This is a genomic window from Massiliimicrobium timonense (assembly GCF_002160865.1).
Lineage (GTDB): Bacteria > Bacillota_I > Bacilli_A > Erysipelotrichales > Coprobacillaceae > Allocoprobacillus.
On the sequence record NZ_NFLJ01000018.1, the window covers coordinates 11,916 to 34,994 of the forward strand.

Here is a 23,079-nt window from a genome sequence, read left to right on the forward strand (position 1 = left end):
TATGGATTATCAAAAACTTGTAGATGAAGCGTTTGAAGCTTCTAAGAATGCTTATGTTCCTTATTCACATTTTCGTGTGGGAGCGTGTCTGTTGTTAAAAAATGGACAGAGAATATACGGGACAAATATTGAAAATGCAGCTTATGGTTCAACTATGTGTGCAGAGCGTAATGCGATTTTTCAAGCTTATTGTCAAGGATATCGTCAAGATGATATCGAAGCTTTAGCGATTGTGGGAGATTGTACACCTTTAATCTCTCCATGTGGAGCCTGTCGACAGGTACTGGCAGAATTAATGAATCCTCTCACACCTATTATTTTAGGAAACAAAGATTATTATGAAGTGACAAATATGCAGACGTTATTACCACGTGCATTTACAGGAGAAAGTTTATGACATTTAAATCAGGATTTGTAAGTATTGTTGGTCGTCCCAATGTTGGAAAATCAACGTTATTAAATCATATATTAAAAACAAAATTGGCGATTACATCATCAACAGCTCAAACAACACGTAATACCATTCAAGGGATTTATACGGATGATGAGGCACAGATTATTTTTATGGATACACCGGGTATTCATAAACCACAGGATGGTTTAGGTTCATTTATGAATACTAATGCTTTAAATAGTATTTATGGTGTGGATATTGTTTTATTGATTGCGCCAGCTGATGAAAAGATTGGTAAGGGAGATCGTTTTATTGTCAATCGTTTAAAAGAAGCTGATGGACCTGTTTATCTGATTTTAAATAAAATAGATTTATTGTCTAAAGAACAACTGGTTCAAAAATTGGCACAATGGAAAGAAATGTTTGATTTTAAAGAAATCATTCCTATCAGTGCATTAAATGGAGATAATGTAGAACATTTATTAGAAATTATTAAAAGTGATCTTCATGAAGGTGTGATGTATTATCCTAAAGATCATATTACAGATCATCCAGAACGTTTTATTATGGCTGAATTTATTCGTGAAAAGATTCTTTATTTTACGCATGAAGAAGTTCCACATAGTGTTGCGATTGTGATTGAAAGTATGACAGAAGATGAACAGGGAGTGCATGTCATGGCAGCGATTGTCGTGGATCGCCCAAGTCAAAAAGCCATTCTTATTGGAAAACAAGGCAGCATGATAAAAAAAATCAGACAAAATGCTCGTCGTGAAATGAAACGCTTTTTACAGACACCAGTAACACTGGAATTATTTGTGAAAGTGGAAAAGAACTGGCGTAATAAACAAAAGTATTTAAGAGAGTTTGGTTATGATGAAAACGACTATTCATGAGGAAACAGTCGAAGCGATTATTTTAAAGAAAACACCTTATAAAGAAAATGATATGATTTTACATGTTTATACCCGTGAGTATGGAAAAATCAGTGTTCTGGCACGAGGCATTAGAAAGATGACAAGTAAAAATGCAAGAGGATGTCAGGAAATGATGTTAAGTGAGCTGACGATTCATCTTAAAAAAGGACTCAGTTCATTGATGAAAGCTTCACCCGTGAATTATTTTCGACATATTGAAGAAAACCTTGAAAGTGAGATTGTTGGACAATATATTTTAGAATATTATTATCGTTATGTAGAAGAAAATCAGCCTTTAGAAAAAGAATATGAAATCTTATATGAGGCTTTACATGCTTTAGATGTTGGTTATATGCCTTTGTTGGTTTATCTTGTTTTTAATGTTTTTATCTTAGATCATAATGGTGTTTCTTTAGATGTTGATGGATGTGTCTTTTGTCGTTCTCCACAGGTTGTTTCTATTTCATTAGAAGATGGAGGATTTGTCTGTCGTGAACATCTGGGTCATCACCCATTATATTCTCATGAAGTTCTTAAGGCTTTTCGTCATATCCATAAAATTCCAATGAAAGCTATTGATCATATTCATGTATCTTCATCTGTTATTTCTGTATTGGTTCCTTTAATGGAAACACTGATAGAGGAATATACGGGAATTCAGTTGAAAACATCACGTTTTATTCATCAAATTGTGTAGAATTTCTACACAATTTTATTTTTCTTCAAAACAAATTGGTGTATAATAGGAACAAGTGAAGGGGAAATGATATGGGACAATTTTTACCAGTGACAAGAGAAGAAATGTTAGAAAGAGGTTGGCAACAGCCTGATTTTGTTTATATTAGTGGTGATGCTTATGTAGATCATCCATCCTTTGGTGCAGCGATTATTACACGAATTTTAGAAAGTCGTGGTTTTAAAGTGTGTATGTTAGCCCAGCCAGACTGGCGTCGTTTAGATGATTTTCAGCGTTTTGGTAAACCACGTCTGGGATTTTTGATTTCCAGTGGGAATATTGATTCAATGGTGAATCATTATAGTGTATCGAAAAAAAGAAGAAAGAAAGATAGTTATTCAAATAATGGTGAAATGGGACATCGTCCAGATCGTGCCGTGATTGTTTACAGCCAAAAAGTACGTCAGGCTTATCCCGATGCGACGATTTTAATTGGTGGAATTGAAGCCAGTTTAAGACGTCTGGCACACTATGATTATTGGGATGATAAAGTCAGAAAGTCTATTCTTGTAGATGCAAGGGCAGATTTATTAATGTATGGTATGGGAGAAAACAGCATTATAGAGATTGCAGAAGCATTGGATTCGGGATTAGAGGCACGTTATTTAACATATTTGGATGGAACGGTTTTTAAAGTGAAGGATTTATCTATGATTTCACAAGACTATGTCATGTTACCTTCTTATCATGATATTACTCATGATAAAAGAGAATATGCGAAATCTTTTGGTATTCAATATCGCCATACTGATCATTACAATGCGAAAACATTGGTAGAACCTTATGAAGGGTTTTACATTGTACAAAACCGTCCAAATCGACCATTAACACAGATGGAAATGGATGATACATATGCTTTGCCTTATCAAAGAACATATCATCCAAGTTATGATTATATACCCGCTATTGAAGAAGTTCGTTTTTCATTAATTAGTAATCGTGGTTGTTTTGGAGCCTGTAATTTTTGTGCATTGAATTTTCATCAGGGACGTATCATTCAGTCACGTTCACATGAATCTTTGATTGAAGAAGCGAAAAAGATGATTCAAGAGCCAGATTTCAAAGGATATATCCATGATGTCGGTGGACCAACAGCTAATTTTAGATTTCCTAGCTGTCAAAAACAAACCAGACATGGAGCTTGTCCAACTAGACAATGTCTATGGCCTCAGCCATGTCGTCAATTAAGAGTGGACCACCAAGATTATTTGAAGCTGTTAAGAAAATTAAGAAGCTTAGATGGTGTCAAAAAGGTCTTTATACGTTCGGGAATTCGCTATGATTATTTGATGTATGATCAAGATGACAGCTTTTTTAAGGAACTTGTACAATATCATATCAGTGGACAATTAAAGGTGGCTCCAGAACATATTAGTAATCAAGTGTTAGACAAGATGGGAAAACCTCATCGTGAGTTATATGAAAAATTTGTTCAAAAATATACACAACTCAATAAAGAGATGAATAAGAACCAATATCTTGTACCTTATCTTATGTCTTCACATCCGGGCAGTGATTTAAACAGTGCTATCGAACTGGCAGAGTATTTAAGAGATATTCATCATCAGCCAGAACAGGTTCAAGATTTTTATCCAACTCCTGGTACATTATCAACAGCGATGTATTATACCGAATTAGATCCTCGTGATTTGAGTCCAGTCTATGTTGCGAAAACACCAAAAGAAAAAGCCATGCAAAGAGCTTTGATGCAGTATCGTCGTCCACAAAATTATCATCTTGTTTATGAAGCTTTAGTGTTGGCAAAAAGAACTGATTTAATAGGTTTTCAAAAGAAATGTTTAATTAAGCCTAAAGGACAAAAACGCCCACTTCAAAGGAGGTCATAATATGAAACGTCATGCAGTTTTCACATCATCCATGCATATCAGCATTCATTATTTTATTTATGAACCTCAAGTTGTTTTGCGTGTGAAAGGCATTGTTCAGATTCATCATGGTTTAGGTGAACATGCGGGTCGCTATGAACATTTTGCATCTTTTTTAGCTAGTCATGGCTATGTTGTTGTGGTGAGTGATTTTGCCGGTCATGGACGTTCTTTGATTGATTTTGAACAGGGCTATTTTGGTGAACATGATGGACCTATTCATTTGATTGAAGACATGCATCGTTTACAGATGATTATTAGAGAAAAATATCCAGATTCTCCTTATTTTATGCTAGGAACAGATTTGGGTTCTATTCTCATTCGCCAATATATGAGTGATTTTGGTGATTTTATTGAAGGAGCTTTATTATTAGGAACACTTTCGCAGGTGGATTTCTTTTATTTCAAACGCATCTATTTGTGGTTATTAAAGTTTTGGAAAGGACCTGCTTATAAGGCACAGCAATATTCTCGTTATATACGTCATTATTTGAATAAAAGAGTTCATATGACAAATGATATGGATTGGTTAACAAGTGATGAAGATGAAAGAAAGAAGTTTTTAGATGATCCAATGGCTCATTTTGCTTATACTGTTCAGGGTTATCGTGATATGACTGAGATGATTAAAGATGTCAATAGTGATAAATCCATCATGAAGATTCCTGCTTATTTATCTATTTATATTGGTGTAGGTGAAAATGATCCTATGAATGCTCATATTCAAAAATTGATTCAAAAATATAAAAAAATACCAATTGAAGATTTAACTTTCCATATTTTCAAAGGGCAACGTCATGCATTGCTTTTTGAAAAAGAAAAAAAGAAAGTTTATCAAAGTATTTTAGATTGGCTTGATGAGAGAACGTATTTATAGGGTACACTCATCGTTGGTTGACAAATGACTACTATAAGGGTATAAATACGAAGTAAATATAAAAATAAAAAGACTTGGCTATTGCTAGGTCTTTCCTATTTTATATAGGTATAAAATGAGATAAAAGGGGTATAAATATGGCAAATAAAGATATGGATAAATTAATTGCTCATGCGAAAAATTCAGGTTTTGTCTATCAGGGATCAGAGATTTATGATGGACTTGCAAACACTTGGGATTATGGTCCTTTAGGTGTTGAAATGAAAAATAATATCAAAAAATTATGGTGGAAACGTTTTATTCAAGAGTCACCATATAACGTGGGATTGGATTCGGCTATTTTTATGAATCCACGTGTCTGGGAAGCCAGTGGTCATGTGGGTGGATTTAGTGATCCATTGATTGACTGTAAACAATGTAAAACAAGACATCGTGCTGATAAATTAATTGAAGATTATGATCCTGACATTCATAGTGATGGATGGTCACCAGAAAAAATGATGTCATTTATTAGAGAACATCATATTCAATGTCCAGATTGTGGAAGTGAAGATTTTACAGATATTCGTGAGTTTGAATTGATGTTTAAAACATATATGGGTGTTGTCAAGGATGCAAAAAGTGTTGTTTATTTGCGACCAGAAACAGCTCAGGGAATTTTTGTCAATTTTAAAAATATTCAAAGAACTTCACGTAAAAAAGTGCCTTTTGGAATAGGGCAAATTGGAAAATCTTTTAGAAATGAAATTACACCAGGTAATTTCATCTTTAGAACAAGAGAATTTGAACAGATGGAATTAGAATTCTTTACAAAACCAGATACGGATTTAGAATGGTTCCATTATTGGAAAGAACAATGTATGCAATTTTTGTTGGATTTAGGTTTAAATAAGGATCATTTACGATTTAGAGATCATGAACAGGAAGAATTATCATTCTATTCTAAAGCAACAAGTGATATTGAATATTTATATCCATTTGGATGGGGTGAATTATGGGGAATTGCTGATCGTACAGATTATGATTTAGGAAGACATCAGGAATATTCTAAAAAGAATCTTGAATATTTAGATCCTGAAACGAATCAGAAATACTTACCATATGTTATTGAACCATCAGTAGGAGCAGATCGTTTATTCTTGTCTGTTTTAGCAGATGCCTATGAAGAAGAACAATTAGAAAAAGAAACACGTTTAGTTATGCATTTTCATCCAGCTGTGGCACCTGTGAAAGTGGCTGTTTTACCACTAACAAAAAAACAGAGTGCAAAAGCAACAGAAGTTTATCAGCTTTTAGCTAAAGAATTTAATGTGGAATATGATGTGGCTGGACAAATTGGAAAACGTTATCGTCGTCAAGATGCGATTGGAACACCTTATTGTGTAACTGTTGATTTTGATAGTGAAAATGATCAGTCTGTCACATTAAGAGATCGTGATACAATGGAACAGATTCGTTTACCAATTGATGAATTGGTTGACTATATTGCAAAAAAGATTCGTTTTTAATGAAGGAGGGCATATATGGCACGTCTATCACAAGAGAAAATTAATGAAATTAGACAAAGTGTTGATATTGTTGATGTGATTGGCGAATATCTTTCTTTACAAAAAAAGGGAAGAAACTACGTGGCATTATGCCCTTTTCATGACGATAAAAATCCTTCTATGTCGATTTCACCAGATAAACAGATTTTTATGTGTTTTGTTTGTGGAACAGGGGGTAATGTTTTTACCTTCTTACAGAAATATTTGAAAATATCATACATAGAAGCCGTGAAGAAAGTTGCCGAAATGGGTCATATTGATTTGAGTGATTATCATTTAGATGTCGAAACAAGACCGATTTCTAAAGAAAATGCCACACTCTATCAAATGCACGAGGAGGCACAGAAAATTTATAGTTATTATTTGAATACAAAACTTGGGCTTGAAGCCAAAACATATTTAATGAAACGTCATTTCTCTGATGAATTAATAAAGGAGTTTCAAATTGGTTATGCTCCTTTACAGTCAACATTATATCAAGCTTTTGAAAAACTAGGTTTTCAAGAAATAGATATGGTTAAATCTGGTTTGATTGTAGAATCCTATCAGCATTTTGATCGTTTTCAAGATCGTATTATGTTTCCCCTCTATAATCAGCAAGGACAGGTGGTTGGCTTTAGTGGTCGTATTTATAAACCAACACAGACTGAAAGCAAATATATGAATTCGCCCGAATCAGATATCTTTATCAAAGGGCAGGTTTTATATCATTATCACCAATGTAAAGAAGCTGTTAAAGAAGCAGGGTTTATTTATTTGCTGGAAGGATTTATGGATGTTATTGCGATGTATAAAGCAGGTATTGAAAATACAGTGGCGATTATGGGAACCGCTTTAACAAAAGGTCATATTCAAGCTTTACGTCGTTTAACGCATCATGTTCGTCTTTGTCTGGATGGAGATCAGGCAGGACAGGCAGCAATGGGTAAAGCAGCCAGAGAACTGGAAGAAGCTGGATTTCAAGTTTCCATTGTTGTTTTACCAGATGGACATGATCCCGATGAAATTTATGAAGAACATGGTCAAGAGGGATTACATGAAGCACTTAAAAAGATTTTAAAACCAATAGAGTTTTTAATGGATTTTGAATATCAGAAAATTGATTCACAGAACTATGATGATCGTAAAAATTACTTAGAAAAAATGTGTTATGAAATTGCGAAAATTCATGATCCTATAGATCAAGATTATTATATTCATGTTTTATCGAAACAATCAGGTTTTTCTGTTGATTTGATTCATCAACAAATCAATGGTCTACAACCTCAATTTCATCATGAAGTCAATGTTCCTAAAAAAAAGGTAGTTCATTTAAAAGATAAATATCAACAAGCTGAACATGATTTGTTGTTTTATATGTTAAATCATAAAAGCGTAGCTTTAAAATATGAAGCAAAAGCTGGATTTATGTACAATGATCGATATCGTATCATTGCTTCTTATATTATTGACTATTATCGTCATCATAATCAATTAGAGATTGCTGATTTTATTAATAGTATACAAAAAGAAGAATTGATACAAACTGTGATAGAGATTTCTCAATCACCGTTACCTGCAAAATATGAGGAACAAGCTATAGATGACTATATTCAAATGATAGAACAGAATGCAAAAAGAATGAAAAAAGAACAGTTATTAGAACAATTTCGTTATATTTTGGATCCTCAACAAAAGGCTCAAATATTAAATGAAATTGTAAAATTAGGAGGTCACTAAAAAGGAATATGAAAAAAGATATGAAGAAGAAAGCAACACCTGTTACATTGGATGATTTAAAAAATTTAATCAAAGAAACAGCTGAAGCAATGGGTGGAAAGTTATCACAGGATGATTTGGATGCCTTTTTAACAAAATATGATTTAGATGATGAATCAGCAGAAGATTTACTTGCTTTCATTACAGATAATGATATTTTAATTGAAGATGGTTTTGATGCTTTAGATGATCTTGATGATGAACAGCTTATGAGTGGTATGACAAGTGATTTGGATGATCTGGAAGCTTTAGAAGGTTTAGATGATTTGGATAATTTAGATGATTTGGATTCTGATATTGATAATGATGTCAATGATTTAGATTTTGGTGGAGATTTTGATATGTTAACAGGGGATACTGTTAATATGTATAATAATGAGGAAGAAGATGACTCTAATCAATTAGGAAGCAATGTGAAAATTAATGATCCAGTCAAAATGTATTTAAAAGAAATTGGACGTGTGGAATTATTGAGTCATGATGAAGAAATTTCATTAGCAAAACGTATTTTAGATGGTGATGAAGATGCGAAAAAGAAATTGGCAGCAGCCAATTTACGTCTAGTTGTTTCTATTGCGAAAAGATATGTGGGTAGAGGAATGTTGTTCCTTGATTTGATTCAAGAAGGAAATATGGGGCTTATTAAAGCTGTTGAAAAATTTGATTATACGAAAGGATTTAAATTCTCTACTTATGCAACTTGGTGGATTCGTCAGGCTATTACACGTGCAATTGCTGATCAAGCCAGAACAATTCGTATTCCCGTACATATGGTAGAAACGATTAATAAACTGACAAGAGTTCAAAGACAGTTGATTCAAGAACTTGGTCGTGAACCTTCAGCTGAAGAAATTTCAGAAAAAATGGATGGCATGACACCTGAGAAAGTACGTGAAATTCAAAAGATATCATTAGAACCTGTATCTTTAGAAACACCTATTGGTGAAGAAGATGACTCTCATTTAGGTGATTTTATTGAAGATGAAGGGGCTATGTCACCAGATGATTATGCAGCCAATGAATTATTAAAAGATGAATTAAATGAAGTCTTATTAGAATTAACAGATCGTGAAGAAAAAGTATTACGTTTACGTTTTGGTCTTGATGATGGACGTACCAGAACATTAGAGGAAGTTGGAAAAGAATTTAATGTCACACGTGAACGTATTCGTCAGATTGAAGCGAAAGCTTTAAGAAAGTTAAAACATCCATCACGTTCAAAACGTTTAAAGGATTTCTTAGATCGTTAATATGAAACTATCAAAAAGATTACAAGCCATTGCGGACTTGATTATCAAATATAAACATGGACATATTTTAGGGGATATTGGAACAGATCATGCTTATTTACCTTGTTATTTGGTAAGTCAGCATGACTTTTCAAAGGCTTATGCCTGTGATATTGCAAAAGGACCGATACAGGCATCTATAGAAACGATTCAAAGTTATCATCTAGAAAATAAGGTTATTCCATTATTAGGAAGTGGAATACAGCCACTTCTTGATAAAAAAGTAGATATGATCAGTTTATGTGGTATGGGAGGTAAACTGATTGTTGATATTCTCAATGAATATCCTGATTATATAAAAGATCAGCGATTATTCCTACAGGCGAATGTTGGTTTGGAAGTTTTACGTGAGTATCTGTCTTTACATCATTTTGAAATTCTTGATGAAGATATTGTGAAAGATGCTCATCATATCTATGAAATTATTGTATGTCAAAAGACAACAAAAACATTATCCTATAACGAAAATGATTTCTATTTTGGACCATGTTTAAGACAAAAGAAAAATGCTTTATTTTATCAAAAATGGCAAAGACAATTAGAAATTCATCAAAATATATTGACTTCTTTAGAACCGACACATCCTCGTTATCAGGAAGTATCACATATGATTGAAATGATAGAAGGTGAAATCAATGAAAGCTAAACAGATTATAGAAATCATGGAAAAACATTATCCTTTAGAATTACAGGAAGAATGGGATAAATGTGGATTGCAGATTGGTGATCAAGACACAGAAGTTTCAAAGTTAATGATTGCTTTAAATGCCGATTTACAGACAATCAATGAAGCCATTGAAAAAGGGTGTCAAATGTTAATCACACATCATCCATTTTTATTAGATCCTATTGTGAATATTGATCAGGATGATTTTATGGGTGCATTTATTTTTAAAGCGATTGAACATCATATTGTTGTGTATAGTTCACATACAGCTTTAGATAATGTATCCATGAATCAGTGGTTGATTGAAGCATTAGGGGTTCATGATATCAAACGTGGAGAAGATCAGATTACACGTATAGCCACATTGAATCAACCAATGGCTATGAATGAATTCCTTGATCATGTTCAAGATACATATCATTTAGAGCATTTTCAATATGCTGGGCAGGTAGATCAAGTATCGCGCATAGCCATATGTGGTGGCAGTGGAGCTGATTTTATGCATCAGTTCTATGGAAAAGTGGATGCTTATTTAACAGGTGATACAAAATATCGCCATGCGAAAAATGCGATTGATTATCATCTTTTACTCGTTGATATTCATCATCATGCTGAAAAAATAATGGTTAAAAAATTAAAAGAAGTTTTAGAAAAGGAAGTGAATGTAGAGATAATAGAGGGAAGTTCTCCTGATTATTATCACTACCGTTAAATGATTTTAACAACAATGTGCTATATCCAAAAAGGAAATCAGACATTAATGCTTCATCGTAATAAAAAAGAAAATGATATTAATGGTGGAAAATGGATAGGTGTTGGTGGTAAATTTGAGGCTGGTGAAAGCGTGGAAGAATGTATGAAAAGAGAAATTTATGAAGAAACGGGTTTAACTGCGCTAAAGCTTCAGCTTCATGGCTTTGTTGTGTTTCCACAATTGTATCATGGACAAGATGAGGGCATGTTTGTTTATACGTGTTCTGAATTTAGTGGCGAACTTCATGAGTGTGATGAAGGTGATCTTCAATGGGTTGATAATGAGAAAATTCCTCATTTACCAATGTGGGAAGGAGATTATCATTTCTTTGAATGGATTCAAGATGATCGTTTTCATAGTGCTAAAATTTATTATCAAAATGATCATGTTATAGAATATCAGGAAAGCTGTTATTAAGGTTTAAAGATGAAGAAAATAATGATTGGTTTGATTGCTGCCTTTTTTTTATCATTGCTTATTTTTATTTGTCAAGTCAAAAAATTTCACCATTAGAAAAAGAAATAGCCACAGATATTTTTCGTGGAATTTAAGAATCAAAAGAACCATTAGAAGATATTTTCAATCAGAATATGACTGAAGAATCGGTAGATCAAGTCTGGTTAAGAATATCTGAACTTTGTGATTATGGCTATGATTTGGATCGGTTAAATGAATATCAAAGGAATTTTTGGCTGATGTTTCATTTTCTTGGAGAAACAGGGAATGGTGGTATTGAACAATTTTTTATAATGGTTATGAATTTGTTGAATCTACACTTCATACTTTACAAACTTTAAAGTTGAATGATAGCTATCAATACTTAAAGAACGCACAGGAGATTTATCCTCGTGAGATTGTAGAAATGTATAGTGACTCGAAAATGTCTGAGCAGTTAAATAAAATAGATGCGTACTACTACAATGATGTAGAAGAAGAATGTTATCATTTTCTTATTCAATATCTTCAAGAATATAAAGATGAATTTATAGAAAAATGAATTGATGAAATAACAATTTGAATTTTAACACTCTTAGGAGTGTTTTTCTTTATAGTGTCGTTTGTCTTGAGTGTGGTCAAGGTTTCATCTATAATATTTATGGAGGTATGGAATATGAAAGATTTATATTTAATGAGGCATGGTGAAACATTATTTAATCAAAGAAGAAAGATACAGGGATGGTGTGATTCTCCATTAACTAAAAAGGGTATAGAACAAGCTAAAAAAGCAAGAGAATTATTAAAAGATATTCATTTTGATCATTGTTATAGCTCTACGGCTGAAAGATGTTGTGATACACTTGAACTTGTGACTCATCAACCTTATCAAAGATTAAAGGGAATTAAAGAAAGATATTTTGGTGTGTTTGAAGGTGAAAGTGAAGATTTAAATCCTCCTGTTGATAAATATGATGATTTCTTTCCTATTTATGGAGGAGAAACAAGATTACAGGTTATGGAAAGAATGGTAACAACGCTAAAGGATATTATGGAACAGGATGCATGTCAAACTGTTTTAGCTGTATCACATGCTGGAGCTTGTCGCTGTTTTTTATCACATTTAGGGAAACCTGAACAATTATTGAATGGTCAAAAATTAGGGAATTGTAGTATTTTACATTTTCATTATGATCAAGGTCAATTTACATTTGTTGAAATGCTGAATATTTAAGAAGGTAATCTAAAATAACACGGGGTTGTGGGGTTTTGGATTATAAGAAATTGTGGGAAGGCTGTTCTTCCCACAATTTTAAAACTGTATAGGAGAATCATGATCTGATGATGGGTCATGGTTCTTTTTTTCTGCTTTTTCTATCAGTTTATCTAACTTCAGATTGATTTCCTGAGTCAAGTCATCCAGTTCATCTGCATATTCGTATATCATATTGAGTCTGTATAGTATGTCTTCCAGCAGACGTTGTCTGCTGATAATGCTTACATCATGATTGTCCACAATCAGTGTATAAATCTTTTTTCTTGTCATCATTCTGTAAAATCCCCCTTGTTTTTGATTGGATACAGGTGATATGTTGAGTCTTTATTGAGACTGTACATGATTCTTGTCTTGAAACGATGCCAGTTGAGGTATCCGTTTGAACTGTGTTTCAGCAGCTTGATGGATTTGTTTCTGTTTTCAATCAGGCCGTTTGATATGCGTCTTCCATTTGCCGGCACAAATGAATTCACAATCTCATATTTCCATTTGACCAGTGTATTCCCAAAATCCATCATTTCCTTGATCTGGGAATTCCTGAAGGATATGATCAGCTCTTCTATGTTCTTCAATGCGTTTTTTTCATTGGATCTGCTGTAAAATTCATCCAGCTCATATTTAAGATCATAGGCTAGATCCAGTACAGAGTCATGTCTGACCATGAACTCAAGGATATCATAATAGTTGTAATACCCCTCAAGGGTATGATTGTATATCTTCTTTTCGTTAGGGTCGAATATTCTATTGTCATTGGAGAAGAACATCCAGTTGCATTTCTTTAATGCATAGTAATGCTTGGATGCTTCCTTTAACTCAAGCTTTTCAGTCTTGGTTTTTTCTTTTTTCTTCTCAAGATATTTTTTTCTGGAATAATACTTATTCATGACATCGATTCTCACTCTGTCAATTTTTCTTCCAAATTCCTGCTTCACATGAAAATGGTCGGTTGCACATATTGCATTTGGAAACATGATTTTCGATACGATTCTGTATGTTTCCCACATGTCAAAGGAAACAATTTTGACATTCTTCCTTTCCTCAAGAGGAATGGAGAAGAAATAATCCATGAGTGTTTGCTTTCTTCTTGACGGAAGGACATCGACTATATTTTGTGTTTCGAAGTCGACAAGAACGCATACGTACTTACTGTGAGCAGACTTGAATGCATAGACCTCATCTATCAGCAGATACTCAGGCAGAGGTCTTCTTGATATGGAGACAAATGAGTCAAATACATGTGCAGCTGTTGTCTGGGATATGTGGTATCGTTCGGCCACATCCCTGAATGTCATGTTTGGCTTTCTCAAATCCTCCAGGATATTATATACAGTCGCCAGAGAGATTCTTGAGCCAGCAACGGTAAAGGGATTGGACTCCATAAATGTCTTATGGCATTTTGGACATCTATATCTGCGAGCTCTGTAATTGATGATGCATTTCTTGTTTGTCAGTATGGAATGGTTGATATGCTTGACACTATAGTCCTTGACTCTGTCTGTCATGTTGAGGCAGACAGGACACTGGTGGGGCTTCTTCTTCAGTGTCACATCAATATAGATACCATCCTTTTGATGATGGATATCGAATGTTTCGATATCCTTGTCCTCGATATTGAAGAAAACAAGGAAATCATTCTGGGAAATGATGCAGCTGGACATGGTCGTGGTATTATCACACATCGTCATCACCATCCAAAGCCAATAGAATCTGTAATTTCATAAAACATCCCGTCCTTTCTTTTTCTACATCTTCATGATAGAGGAAATGGAAGCAGAAAGACATAAAGGTCATGTGGTTTGAAAAGAGAAATACAGTTTTCTGGAAAATTTCTTATAGATGAGCAGTTCATCTATTGGGCAGTTGCCAAGCTTAACGATGAAATAGTATATGTGAGACAGTTCGATAATAAGATGATCTGTTGAATCAGAAAGAATGGAAACAATATCATCGAAGGAGACAGCAGATAGGAAAGGAATCATGGGAAAAAGAAGCAGCGCATGAGTTTTGCCGCAATGAGGGCATATGACTCTCTGGATGTTGATGGAGCTGTCCTTGAAGTTTCTTTTATAGTAGCCATGAACAGACAAGCCTCTATGAGAGCATTTTGGACATGACAGAAGAGACAAATCCAGTGAAAAGATAACATTGGAATAATTTTTTTGATTAATGGTATTGATTTTTCTGCTGGTTTTTAATATTATCATATTGTCGTTAGGACAAGATGAGACTCAACTTTGGTCGGGAGGGTTTCATCTTTTTTTCTTTCTATAGATTTCAGAAGATATATCCTGATAATACCATTATAGAATTTCCCGTGATTTTAAACCAGCATAAGAGAAAACAAAAAAAGAGATTTCCCGTAAAACTTATTCGTTTTGGGAAACCCCGTGACTTCTTAGACTATCTTTAAGAAATGAAGCACTCTTAGAAGTGCTTTTTATTGTGAAATGATTTTTGGTAATGATTCAAAAGCGATTCCATTATATCAATCATTAAGTATTGATTTTCAAAAAAATATACAGTCTTATTTAGTGGGATTACGCACTTTATCTATTTATGAAAGATGGATTGAACATCATGAAAAAGAAGCTTTAATGATTGATCAAAAATTAGAAGCACATCAATCATCTTATCCATATAGTGTTGAAATAGAAATGCAACAAGCTCTTATCCAAAATATAAATTCTTTAAGAACCATAGATTTTGTAGATTTATAGTATTGTAAAAATAAAAAACAGGAGTACAATAATTGATTGTATAGGGAAAGGGGAGAAAAGGATGGATCAGAGTCGAAAATCTACAGATTTAATTTATGGGAGTATAGCAAAATCTATATTCTGGTTTTCTATTCCTTTGTTGATAGGAAATTTATTTCAACAATTATACAATACCGTTGATGCATATGTTGTAGGAAATTATGTTTCTAAACAGGCATTAGCTGCTGTGGGGGCATCTTCACCCATTACCAATATGTTAATTGGTTTCTTTATGGGTCTAGCAACAGGAGCAGGTGTTGTTATTGCACAATATTATGGTGCTAACGATAAAAAAAGATTAAAGCAGTCAATTCACAGTTCAGCAGCTTTAACCCTCGTGATGGCTATATTTTTAACGATATTAGGTGTACTTTTGACAAATCCACTTTTACATCTCATTGGTATACCTGCTGATGTTTTTCCAGAATCATCCACATATTTAACGATTTATTTTGGAGGTATAACTTTTGCATTGATTTATAATATGGGAGCTGGAGTCTTACGTGCAATCGGTGATTCCAAAAGACCACTTTATTTTTTAGTTGTTGCCTGTTTAACAAATATTGTTTTAGATTTATTATTTGTAAGAGTCTTTCATATGGGTGTTGCCGGAGCAGCCATTGCGACAGATATTTCTCAAGCATTAAGTGCATTGCTTGTTTGTATTGTTTTGATGAAAAGTGATGAAGTTTATGCTTTAAAAGTCAAAGATATACGTTTTCACTTACCTATTTTAAAACGTATTATCACTATTGGTTTACCAACCGCATTACAACAAAGTATTGTGTCTTTATCCAATGTTGTGGTTCAATCCTATGTCAATGCCTTTGGTTCAGATGTTGTCGCAGGATATTCAGCAACTATTCGTATTGATGGTTTTGTGAATTTACCTTTACAAAGTTTCAATATGGCGATTACAACATTTGTTGGACAAAATATTGGTGCTAAACGTTTTGATCGTGTCAAACGTGGTTCAAAGATTGCATTGTGGATGACATTTGCAGTTGTTGGAGCGATGGCTATTTTCTTATTCTTCTTTGGTAAAAACGTTATTAGTATTTTTAATAGTGATCCAGCTGTTGTTGAGGCAGGATGGAAGATGTTATTTGCCTTTATCACTTGTTATATTGTTTTACCAATTGTCCAAATTTATAATGGTGTTTTAAGAGGAGCAGGAAAATCATCAATTCCAATGTATATTATGGTTTTTAACTTTGTGATATTACGTCAAATTTATTTAGCCATTATCACCTCTATAACAAATGATGTGTTTTTTGTATTCTTTGGATGGCCTGTCACATGGATCAGTGCAGCTATTATGTTTATGATTTATTATCACAAAGTCAAATGGTTACCTGAACAATAAAAAATGCATGTTTCCATGCATTTAATCAAGAATTTTTGTAAAGTCAATAGGTTGCTTATCAAAAGTCTGAGAGTTCGATTCATCAAACTGTTTTAAAAAATCAATGACCTGATTAGTCAGATAGGTTGGTGTTGATGCTCCTGATGATACAGCAGCCTTTTTTTTGCCTTTTAACCATTCAATATTCAAATCATCCAGACATTCAATCATATGAACTTCTTTGTTTTGACTGGCAATACTTGCCAGTTTTTGTGTATTGTTAGAATGAGGATCACCAACAATAAAAACAATATCAATATCCTCATCCATATTCTTAATCGCTTCCTGTCTAATTTGTGTTGCTTTACAAGTTTCTTTTTCAATCTGGACATGAGGAAGAATGGTTTTGGCATATTCACATAAATCATAGACATCATATAATGACATTGTTGTCTGATTGGTTATGACATATTTTTGATTGGCAGGTATCTTCTGTAAATCTTCTTTCTTTGTGATAAGATGCACTTTTTTCTCATTAATAGAAATAGCTCCTTCGGCTTCAGGATGACCTTTTTTTCCAATATATAAGATTTCATATCCTTCATCAAGTCTTGCTTTTATCAAATCATGCGTTTTAATGACGTCTAAACATGATGCATCAATAATATTTAAACCTTTTTCTTTGGCTTTTTGAAAAACCTTTTCACTTGCTCCATGAGCGGTAATAATAACAGTACCTTCATGGACATGATCTAAAAGTTCTAGACGTGTCAAATGAGGGATATCAATTGTTTGAATACCTCTTTTCTTTAGTGCATCAACAATATATTGGTTATGAACAATCATACCTAAAATATAGATAGGTTGTTTTTCATTTTGAGCATTTTTAGCCATTTGGATGGCACGAACAACGCCTTTGCAGTAACCTCTAGGCGTAATTGCTTTCACTTGCATGTTTTTCACCTCATCAACATTGTAACATAATTTCTTGTGATGATGAAGAAATCTTTATATAATGGAATGAGGTGATAAAAATGCATATACAACAAGTTTCTCAACAACTCAATTTATCTAAAAAAGCAATAATGCTTTATGAACAAAAAGGATTAATTCAGTCTCAAAAAGATCAATATGGTTATCGTGTTTATCAAGACAAAGATATTGAAAGATTAATACAGATTAAATGTTTAAGACAACTTGATTTTTCTATTTCTCAAATCAAAGATATCCTTTTTCATCATCAATATGATATCTTTGATTTTAAAAAAGAAGAATATGAAAAAAAGATTTTTGAGATGGAAACATCTTTACAATATATTGATGAGGTCAAAGAAAATCTCATGCAAAAACAGTCATTAGAATATTTAAGTCATCACTTAGAACAAGCTAAGCAATTGAAAGAAATCAATTCTTCTACCCAAACAATTCTCCCCTTTGAAAAAATAGTGGTGGGGTTATCACTTTTGATTTATGCTTTATTTTTATTTGTTGATGATTCTTTTTTATCTCTTTTTGCTTCTTTCGCTATACTTTTGATTTTAGCAATCCACTTTTCTTCTAGATTGAGATTGCTTTTATATGAAATCTATCAAAAGTATAAAAAGGAGTTGCTTTACCCTAAGGGCAGGGATATATAATTAAGATGAGGTGAAATGATATGTGGATTTTTTGGACAGTTGTTATTTTGATGATTTTAAGTGTTATGATTTTAAAAGGGTTATGGAATCTTTGGATGCATCAAAGATTATTGCATCTTTTCCGTTATCAGATGGCAAAAAATGATGTAGAGTGGAATCAGGAATATGCGAAAAAACTGAATCAATATGCTTTGACACAACAAGAAATTGATGATTTTCAGTTGTGCCAAGTTTTACAAAAATGTGATTATACTTATACGAATATTGGTAGAGAATATATGTATGGACGTATGGTTTCAGGAAAATATGAATATCAGCTTTTAGAAACTATGATTGAACGTTATAAAGATCAAAAGATTTTATCACATACTTTATATGAATTATATCAGTTAAGCAAAGAATATGATCGTTGTTTAGGATTGTTTGATCATCATGATGTTTTTACATTATGGGAAAAAAGATTGATTCAAGTTTTAAGTTTTGGTCCACTTTTATTTCTTTTAGCATTTTTTGTGTTTGGTCACAATATTTGGCTCCCTTTTTCTTTATATCTTGGGATAATGGTTGCTTTACATACTTATTTTAGTCAGCGTATACAAACAATAATGAGTGAAACCATGAGTTATTGTTGTATGGTTGAAACATTTTCACGTCTTATCAATCATCATGTTTTTCCAGAGTCTATCATTCAAGATGCCCTTTGTTTTATAAAAAAAGAAAAAAGATATACTTTTTTGACACGCATGATTTCTAAAGTTTCAAAAATTGATGTCTTTTATTTCACCCAAACTATCCAAAGTTTTCTTTTTATATCTTTACACCAGTATTTTACGCTTTTAAAACATCGCCAAGATATAGAAAAACATATGATGTTGATTTATGAGTATATTGGTATCGCTGATTTAGCTTTAAGTGTCTTGTTGTTACGTGAACATGAACAGACATGTTTACCAGTATTTGTTGATGAGAAAAAAATATCGTTTGTCGAAGCATATCATCCATTGATTAAAAATCCTGTGAAAAATAGTTTTACAACATCTCATTCATGCATGATTACAGGCTCAAATGCTTCGGGGAAATCAACGTTTTTAAAAGTGATAGGTGTCAACATGGTTATGGCAAAAACTTTACATACTTGTTTTGCTGATGAATGGATATGTTATGATTTTACGATTCATAGTGCTATCCATATGAAGGATGATTTAACATCAGGAGATAGTTATTATGTCAAAGAAATTAAAACATTAAAAACGATGATTGATGATGTGAAAGTGAAAGATTGTCTTATTTTTATTGATGAAATACTAAGGGGAACAAATGAAACAGAACGTGTCATGATTTCACAGGCTATTTTAAATTATTTATTTCAATCATCATCCATTGTTTTGGTAACAACCCATGATTTATCATTAGTTGAAAAATTTCAAGATATTGATCAATACTGTTTCCGTGATGCAATTATCAATCAACAGCTGTCTTGTGACTATAAAATTCATAAAGGACGTTGTACAGTAGGGAACGCTATCGCATTATTGGAAATTTATGGTTATCATCAAGATATATTGTGTCATTTAAAAAAGCCTAACTAGGCTTTTTTGTTGGATACATATTTTCAAATGGCTGTGTTTCCACATGTACATTTTTATCAATATCTTCATCTATATCATCAAATTGCATACTTTTCACAGCTTTGACAACACGAAAAGCTGTTTTGGCATTGTGTAAAACAGGCTGCAACTGATGAATGATTGGAATGAGTTGATTAGCTGTATATAATGTTTTTTGAGCAGTTTGAATTGTTGAAGCTAAATTCATTTGATGAAGTGAATATCGCATAGATTGTAAAAGAGATGGTTTTTGATACATCATAGGATAATATGGATAAAAATCATAGGGTGGATATTGTGGATACATAGTGAACACCTCCTATGTTAAGATATGCCAAAAGAAAAAAGATGATACTTGTGTCTTCATAAAGAAAATTATGATTTTTTATACCTTTAGTTTGTCAATTAAAAGATTGATACTACTGCCTAACATGATATAAATAATTCAATATACAAGACAAAATAATGTTACAGAAATAATATTATCATTTTTACATGTTGATATCATTTGAAAAGAAAGCAGAAATATTGTATATAATCGCGTTGTCATGATTGATATCTTTTCTTTGATAGATTCGTTAAAGAAAAGATAAGATTGTATCAAAGTTTTTTGCATTTTTATTTATTTTAGTGTATAATCATATGGCTTAAAGGAGGCGATATTATATGAAATTATTTGAACAGTATCAATTTCAACCTTTTATCAAGGAAACATTACAAAAACTACAGTTTCAAGAACCAACAAAAATTCAAAAAGCTGTTATTCCTCTTGTGTATAAACATCGTGATGTCATTGGTATTTCGCAGACAGGAACAGGAAAAACACATGCTTTTTTAATACCTATCATGGATATGATTGAAACATCAATGGATTGTGTTCAAGCAGTTATTACTGCACCAACAAGAGAACTGGCACAACAAATCTATGAACAAGCCAAAATATTTATTGAGTTTAATAAAGATTTACGAGTTTCTTTAATTATTGGTGGGAAAGATAAACAAAAAACCATTTCAAAGTTAAATGTTCAACCTCATTTAGTTATTGGAACACCGGGTAGAATTAAAGACTTATCTTTAGATGAACAGGCTTTAAAGATTACAACAGCAGATATATTCGTTGTTGATGAAGCAGATATGACTTTAGAATATGGTTATTTAGAAGATATTGATGCAGTACTGGGAAAGATGAAAGACAATTTGCAGATGCTTGTCTTTTCAGCAACCATTCCTCAAATGTTAAGACCTTTCCTTAAAAAATATATGGATGCACCAAAAATCATTGAAATAGATGAACATCTTTCTACATCACGAAATATTTCCCACTATTTATTACCAACAAAACATCGTGATCGTTATGATGTGTTAAAGCGTCTTATTGATGTGATTGATCCTTATATTTGTATTATTTTCTGCAATAAACGTGAAGAAGTTGAGAAACTTAGTCATCAGTTACGTGAAGATGGTTATAAAGTTGGAGAAATTCATGGAAATCTGGAACCAAGAGAAAGACGTCAAATGATGCGACGTATTCAAAACATGGAATATCAATATATCGTGGCGACAGATATTGCCGCAAGAGGTATTGATATTGATGGAGTCAGTCATATTATCAATATGGAATTTCCAACTGAACTTGATTTTTATATTCATCGTAGTGGTCGTTGTGGTCGAGGAAAATATACAGGTGAATGTTATAATATGTATGATACATCTAATCAATCTATTGTTGAAGAATTGGAAAAGAAAGGGATTCATTTTGAAGTTAAGGAATTAAAGGGACAACAATTTGTTCAAACAAAAGAACGTCAAAAACGTAAAAATCGTGTGAAACATCAAACGGAACTGGAAAAGAAGATTTCAGCTATTGTAAGAAAGCCAGTGAAAGTCAAACCGGGATATAAGAAGAAACGTAAAAGACAAATTGAAGAAATGGTTCATAAAGAAAAAAGAGCTATTATTAAACAGGATATCAGAAGACAGAAAAAAGAACGTGCAAAACAGGCACAAAGAGAAAAAAGAGAAAGAGAGGCACAATAATGTTGAAAATTGGAAGTCATGTTTCCATGAGTGGAAAAGAGATGTTATTGGGTTCTGTTAAAGAAGCTGTATCTTATGGTGCAAATACTTTTATGTTTTATACTGGAGCACCACAAAATACTGCTCGTAAGCCTGTTAGTCAATTGCGTGTTGAAGAAGCAAAAGAATATATGAAAGAACATCATATATCAATTGATGATGTGGTTGTTCATGCACCTTATATTATTAATCTAGCTAATACTGTTAAACCTGAAACATATGAACTTGCCGTGCGCTTTTTAAAAGAAGAAATTGCCCGATGTGAAGAAATCGGTGTCAGTCGTCTTGTTTTGCATCCGGGTTCTCATGTCAAAGCTGGAGATGAAGCAGGATTAAAGCAGATTGTTAAGGGATTAAATGAGGTTTTACGTGAAGATCAAAAAGTTCATATTGCTTTAGAAACAATGGCTGGTAAAGGCAGTGAAATGGGAAGAACGTTTGATCAGATTCAATATATGATTGAAAATACAAAGCATAGTTCATTATTAGGTGTTTGTCTGGATACATGTCATATTCATGATGCGGGTTATGATTTGACACATTTTGATGATATTTTAGAGGAATTTGATCAGAAGATAGGATTGGATCGTTTACTTGTTGTTCATGTGAATGATTCTAAAAATGAGCGTGGTGCTCATAAAGATCGTCATGAGAATATTGGTTATGGTTATATCGGATTTGAAACATTGAATCAAATTGTCCATCATCCTAAATTAAAAGATGTTCCAAAGATTCTTGAAACACCTTATATTGATGGAAAAGCACCTTATCGTGAAGAAATAGAGATGTTTATGCATCAGACATTTAATAGTGGTTTAAAATAACTATTGAGTAATACAAATATTTTTTGACAAGTGAATTCACTTGTCAATTTTTTTATATAGTTTTCTAGAATAAAATGATATTGTTCATGTGCTAAAGCATATTGATTGTTTTTGATCATATTGAGAATGCTTTGTTGTGTAGATTGGTCTAGTTCAATATCAAATTCTTTTAAAAGAACTTGAAAATCATCTAATTGTAGTCTTGATATATACTCGTTATTTTGATTTCTCATATTTGCCCCCTTAAATATATCCTATGTTGACTCCAGAAAAAAAGAACACTTTTTTGAAATAAGCT

25 protein-coding genes are annotated in these 23,079 nt (G+C 32.6%); 19 read left to right on the plus strand and 6 right to left on the minus strand.

Annotated features, from left to right (window positions below; all coding sequences use genetic code 11):
- Position 1 precedes the first annotated feature (1 nt).
- The 13 genes from cdd to B5E75_RS07245 all read left to right on the plus strand — a co-directional run bounded on the left by cdd (position 2) and on the right by B5E75_RS07245 (position 12,494).
- The gene (cdd, locus tag B5E75_RS07185; protein WP_087358075.1) at positions 2–397 is read left to right on the plus strand and encodes a cytidine deaminase; all 396 of its coding nucleotides are present in this window, start codon (positions 2–4) and stop codon (positions 395–397) included.
- On the plus strand, positions 394–1,290 hold the full coding sequence (gene era, locus B5E75_RS07190; protein ID WP_087358076.1) for a GTPase Era: 897 nt from the start codon (positions 394–396) through the stop codon (positions 1,288–1,290). Before cdd ends, era begins: the two co-directional genes overlap by 4 nt.
- Positions 1,268–2,008, plus strand: coding sequence for a DNA repair protein RecO (gene recO / locus B5E75_RS07195; RefSeq protein ID WP_241146641.1), 741 nt, complete (start codon positions 1,268–1,270; stop codon positions 2,006–2,008). The genes era and recO overlap by 23 nt, the downstream gene beginning before the upstream one ends.
- 71 nt (positions 2,009–2,079) lie before the next feature.
- Positions 2,080–3,894 (plus strand): YgiQ family radical SAM protein, encoded by a 1,815-nt coding sequence (locus B5E75_RS07200; RefSeq protein WP_087358077.1) that lies wholly within the window; start codon positions 2,080–2,082, stop codon positions 3,892–3,894.
- A 1-nt stretch (position 3,895) separates the two neighbouring features.
- Positions 3,896–4,810: an alpha/beta fold hydrolase gene (locus tag B5E75_RS07205; protein WP_087358078.1), complete on the plus strand. Its 915-nt coding sequence runs from the start codon at positions 3,896–3,898 to the stop codon at positions 4,808–4,810.
- Positions 4,811–4,947: 137 nt separating this feature from the next.
- Positions 4,948–6,318, plus strand: a complete 1,371-nt coding sequence (locus B5E75_RS07210) for a glycine--tRNA ligase (protein WP_087358079.1) — start codon at positions 4,948–4,950, stop codon at positions 6,316–6,318.
- Positions 6,319–6,333: 15 nt separating this feature from the next.
- Positions 6,334–8,076, plus strand: coding sequence for a DNA primase (dnaG, locus tag B5E75_RS07215; protein ID WP_087358080.1), 1,743 nt, complete (start codon positions 6,334–6,336; stop codon positions 8,074–8,076).
- Between the two features lie 8 nt (positions 8,077–8,084).
- Entirely contained in the window at positions 8,085–9,365 is a 1,281-nt protein-coding gene (gene rpoD, locus B5E75_RS07220; protein WP_087358081.1) for an RNA polymerase sigma factor RpoD, read from the plus strand.
- Position 9,366: 1 nt separating this feature from the next.
- Positions 9,367–10,050: a tRNA (adenine(22)-N(1))-methyltransferase gene (locus tag B5E75_RS07225; RefSeq protein ID WP_087358082.1), complete on the plus strand. Its 684-nt coding sequence runs from the start codon at positions 9,367–9,369 to the stop codon at positions 10,048–10,050.
- Positions 10,040–10,783 (plus strand): Nif3-like dinuclear metal center hexameric protein, encoded by a 744-nt coding sequence (locus tag B5E75_RS07230; RefSeq protein WP_087358083.1) that lies wholly within the window; start codon positions 10,040–10,042, stop codon positions 10,781–10,783. Before B5E75_RS07225 ends, B5E75_RS07230 begins: the two co-directional genes overlap by 11 nt.
- Positions 10,784–11,242: an NUDIX hydrolase gene (locus B5E75_RS07235; RefSeq protein WP_087358084.1), complete on the plus strand. Its 459-nt coding sequence runs from the start codon at positions 10,784–10,786 to the stop codon at positions 11,240–11,242.
- Positions 11,243–11,564: 322 nt separating this feature from the next.
- Positions 11,565–11,822, plus strand: a complete 258-nt coding sequence (locus B5E75_RS15050) for a DMP19 family protein (protein ID WP_420866393.1) — start codon at positions 11,565–11,567, stop codon at positions 11,820–11,822.
- Between the two features lie 114 nt (positions 11,823–11,936).
- A complete protein-coding gene (locus B5E75_RS07245) occupies positions 11,937–12,494 on the plus strand; it encodes a histidine phosphatase family protein (protein WP_087358086.1) in 558 nt (185 codons plus the stop codon).
- Positions 12,495–12,572: 78 nt separating this feature from the next.
- On the opposite strand, the gene B5E75_RS07250 is transcribed toward B5E75_RS07245, so the two are convergent.
- The 3 genes from B5E75_RS07250 to B5E75_RS15055 all read right to left on the minus strand — a co-directional run bounded on the left by B5E75_RS07250 (position 12,573) and on the right by B5E75_RS15055 (position 14,740).
- Positions 12,573–12,809 (minus strand): hypothetical protein, encoded by a 237-nt coding sequence (locus B5E75_RS07250; protein ID WP_087358087.1) that lies wholly within the window; start codon positions 12,807–12,809, stop codon positions 12,573–12,575.
- Positions 12,806–14,215, minus strand: a complete 1,410-nt coding sequence (locus B5E75_RS07255; protein WP_143746945.1) for an ISL3 family transposase — start codon at positions 14,213–14,215, stop codon at positions 12,806–12,808. Before B5E75_RS07255 ends, B5E75_RS07250 begins: the two co-directional genes overlap by 4 nt.
- 108 nt (positions 14,216–14,323) lie before the next feature.
- Positions 14,324–14,740 carry a DUF6431 domain-containing protein gene (locus B5E75_RS15055; RefSeq protein WP_353477938.1) on the minus strand — a complete coding sequence of 139 codons (417 nt, stop codon included), beginning with the start codon at positions 14,738–14,740 and terminating at the stop codon, positions 14,324–14,326.
- 243 nt (positions 14,741–14,983) lie between these two features.
- On the opposite strand from B5E75_RS15055, the gene B5E75_RS07260 reads away from it, so the two are divergent.
- A complete protein-coding gene (locus B5E75_RS07260; RefSeq protein ID WP_087358088.1) occupies positions 14,984–15,253 on the plus strand; it encodes a hypothetical protein in 270 nt (89 codons plus the stop codon).
- A 61-nt stretch (positions 15,254–15,314) separates the two neighbouring features.
- The gene (locus tag B5E75_RS07265) at positions 15,315–16,658 is read left to right on the plus strand and encodes an MATE family efflux transporter (RefSeq protein WP_087358089.1); all 1,344 of its coding nucleotides are present in this window, start codon (positions 15,315–15,317) and stop codon (positions 16,656–16,658) included.
- A 21-nt stretch (positions 16,659–16,679) separates the two neighbouring features.
- Here the strand turns inward: B5E75_RS07265 and B5E75_RS07270 are convergent, their stop codons facing one another.
- A complete protein-coding gene (locus B5E75_RS07270) occupies positions 16,680–17,591 on the minus strand; it encodes a 4-hydroxy-3-methylbut-2-enyl diphosphate reductase (RefSeq protein WP_087358090.1) in 912 nt (303 codons plus the stop codon).
- An 80-nt stretch (positions 17,592–17,671) separates the two neighbouring features.
- On the opposite strand from B5E75_RS07270, the gene B5E75_RS07275 reads away from it, so the two are divergent.
- Entirely contained in the window at positions 17,672–18,274 is a 603-nt protein-coding gene (locus B5E75_RS07275) for a MerR family transcriptional regulator (RefSeq protein WP_087358091.1), read from the plus strand.
- Between the two features lie 20 nt (positions 18,275–18,294).
- Entirely contained in the window at positions 18,295–19,863 is a 1,569-nt protein-coding gene (locus B5E75_RS07280) for a MutS-related protein (RefSeq protein WP_087358092.1), read from the plus strand.
- On the opposite strand, the gene B5E75_RS07285 is transcribed toward B5E75_RS07280, so the two are convergent.
- Complete coding sequence (locus B5E75_RS07285) at positions 19,856–20,188, minus strand: hypothetical protein (RefSeq protein WP_087358093.1); 333 nt, start codon at positions 20,186–20,188, stop codon at positions 19,856–19,858. The two genes, B5E75_RS07280 and B5E75_RS07285, sit on opposite strands and share 8 nt — an antisense overlap.
- A 359-nt stretch (positions 20,189–20,547) precedes the next feature.
- Between B5E75_RS07285 and B5E75_RS07290 the strand changes: the two genes are divergently transcribed.
- Positions 20,548–21,918 carry a DEAD/DEAH box helicase gene (locus B5E75_RS07290; protein WP_087358094.1) on the plus strand — a complete coding sequence of 457 codons (1,371 nt, stop codon included), beginning with the start codon at positions 20,548–20,550 and terminating at the stop codon, positions 21,916–21,918.
- Positions 21,918–22,781 (plus strand): deoxyribonuclease IV, encoded by an 864-nt coding sequence (locus tag B5E75_RS07295; protein WP_087358095.1) that lies wholly within the window; start codon positions 21,918–21,920, stop codon positions 22,779–22,781. The genes B5E75_RS07290 and B5E75_RS07295 overlap by 1 nt, the downstream gene beginning before the upstream one ends.
- Here B5E75_RS07295 and B5E75_RS07300 read toward each other — a convergent pair.
- Positions 22,754–23,014, minus strand: a complete 261-nt coding sequence (locus B5E75_RS07300) for a hypothetical protein (protein ID WP_087358096.1) — start codon at positions 23,012–23,014, stop codon at positions 22,754–22,756. The two genes, B5E75_RS07295 and B5E75_RS07300, sit on opposite strands and share 28 nt — an antisense overlap.
- Between the last annotated feature and the right edge of the window lie 65 nt (positions 23,015–23,079).

What these genes read in the sequence shown, in the direction of transcription:
- cdd (WP_087358075.1), top strand. Translation starts at nt 2, where the DNA reads ATGGATTATCAAAAACTTGTAGATGAAGCGTTTGAAGCTTCTAAGAAT.
- era (WP_087358076.1), top strand. Translation starts at nt 394, where the DNA reads ATGACATTTAAATCAGGATTTGTAAGTATTGTTGGTCGTCCCAATGTT.
- recO (WP_241146641.1), top strand. Translation starts at nt 1,268, where the DNA reads ATGATGAAAACGACTATTCATGAGGAAACAGTCGAAGCGATTATTTTA.
- B5E75_RS07200 (WP_087358077.1), top strand. Translation starts at nt 2,080, where the DNA reads ATGGGACAATTTTTACCAGTGACAAGAGAAGAAATGTTAGAAAGAGGT.
- B5E75_RS07205 (WP_087358078.1), top strand. Translation starts at nt 3,896, where the DNA reads ATGAAACGTCATGCAGTTTTCACATCATCCATGCATATCAGCATTCAT.
- B5E75_RS07210 (WP_087358079.1), top strand. Translation starts at nt 4,948, where the DNA reads ATGGCAAATAAAGATATGGATAAATTAATTGCTCATGCGAAAAATTCA.
- dnaG (WP_087358080.1), top strand. Translation starts at nt 6,334, where the DNA reads ATGGCACGTCTATCACAAGAGAAAATTAATGAAATTAGACAAAGTGTT.
- rpoD (WP_087358081.1), top strand. Translation starts at nt 8,085, where the DNA reads ATGAAAAAAGATATGAAGAAGAAAGCAACACCTGTTACATTGGATGAT.
- B5E75_RS07225 (WP_087358082.1), top strand. Translation starts at nt 9,367, where the DNA reads ATGAAACTATCAAAAAGATTACAAGCCATTGCGGACTTGATTATCAAA.
- B5E75_RS07230 (WP_087358083.1), top strand. Translation starts at nt 10,040, where the DNA reads ATGAAAGCTAAACAGATTATAGAAATCATGGAAAAACATTATCCTTTA.
- B5E75_RS07235 (WP_087358084.1), top strand. Translation starts at nt 10,784, where the DNA reads ATGATTTTAACAACAATGTGCTATATCCAAAAAGGAAATCAGACATTA.
- B5E75_RS07245 (WP_087358086.1), top strand. Translation starts at nt 11,937, where the DNA reads ATGAAAGATTTATATTTAATGAGGCATGGTGAAACATTATTTAATCAA.
- B5E75_RS07250 (WP_087358087.1), bottom strand. Translation starts at nt 12,809, where the DNA reads ATGATGACAAGAAAAAAGATTTATACACTGATTGTGGACAATCATGAT.
- B5E75_RS07255 (WP_143746945.1), bottom strand. Translation starts at nt 14,215, where the DNA reads ATGTGTGATAATACCACGACCATGTCCAGCTGCATCATTTCCCAGAAT.
- B5E75_RS15055 (WP_353477938.1), bottom strand. Translation starts at nt 14,740, where the DNA reads ATGATAATATTAAAAACCAGCAGAAAAATCAATACCATTAATCAAAAA.
- B5E75_RS07260 (WP_087358088.1), top strand. Translation starts at nt 14,984, where the DNA reads ATGATTTTTGGTAATGATTCAAAAGCGATTCCATTATATCAATCATTA.
- B5E75_RS07265 (WP_087358089.1), top strand. Translation starts at nt 15,315, where the DNA reads ATGGATCAGAGTCGAAAATCTACAGATTTAATTTATGGGAGTATAGCA.
- B5E75_RS07270 (WP_087358090.1), bottom strand. Translation starts at nt 17,591, where the DNA reads ATGCAAGTGAAAGCAATTACGCCTAGAGGTTACTGCAAAGGCGTTGTT.
- B5E75_RS07275 (WP_087358091.1), top strand. Translation starts at nt 17,672, where the DNA reads ATGCATATACAACAAGTTTCTCAACAACTCAATTTATCTAAAAAAGCA.
- B5E75_RS07280 (WP_087358092.1), top strand. Translation starts at nt 18,295, where the DNA reads ATGTGGATTTTTTGGACAGTTGTTATTTTGATGATTTTAAGTGTTATG.
- B5E75_RS07285 (WP_087358093.1), bottom strand. Translation starts at nt 20,188, where the DNA reads ATGTATCCACAATATCCACCCTATGATTTTTATCCATATTATCCTATG.
- B5E75_RS07290 (WP_087358094.1), top strand. Translation starts at nt 20,548, where the DNA reads ATGAAATTATTTGAACAGTATCAATTTCAACCTTTTATCAAGGAAACA.
- B5E75_RS07295 (WP_087358095.1), top strand. Translation starts at nt 21,918, where the DNA reads ATGTTGAAAATTGGAAGTCATGTTTCCATGAGTGGAAAAGAGATGTTA.
- B5E75_RS07300 (WP_087358096.1), bottom strand. Translation starts at nt 23,014, where the DNA reads ATGAGAAATCAAAATAACGAGTATATATCAAGACTACAATTAGATGAT.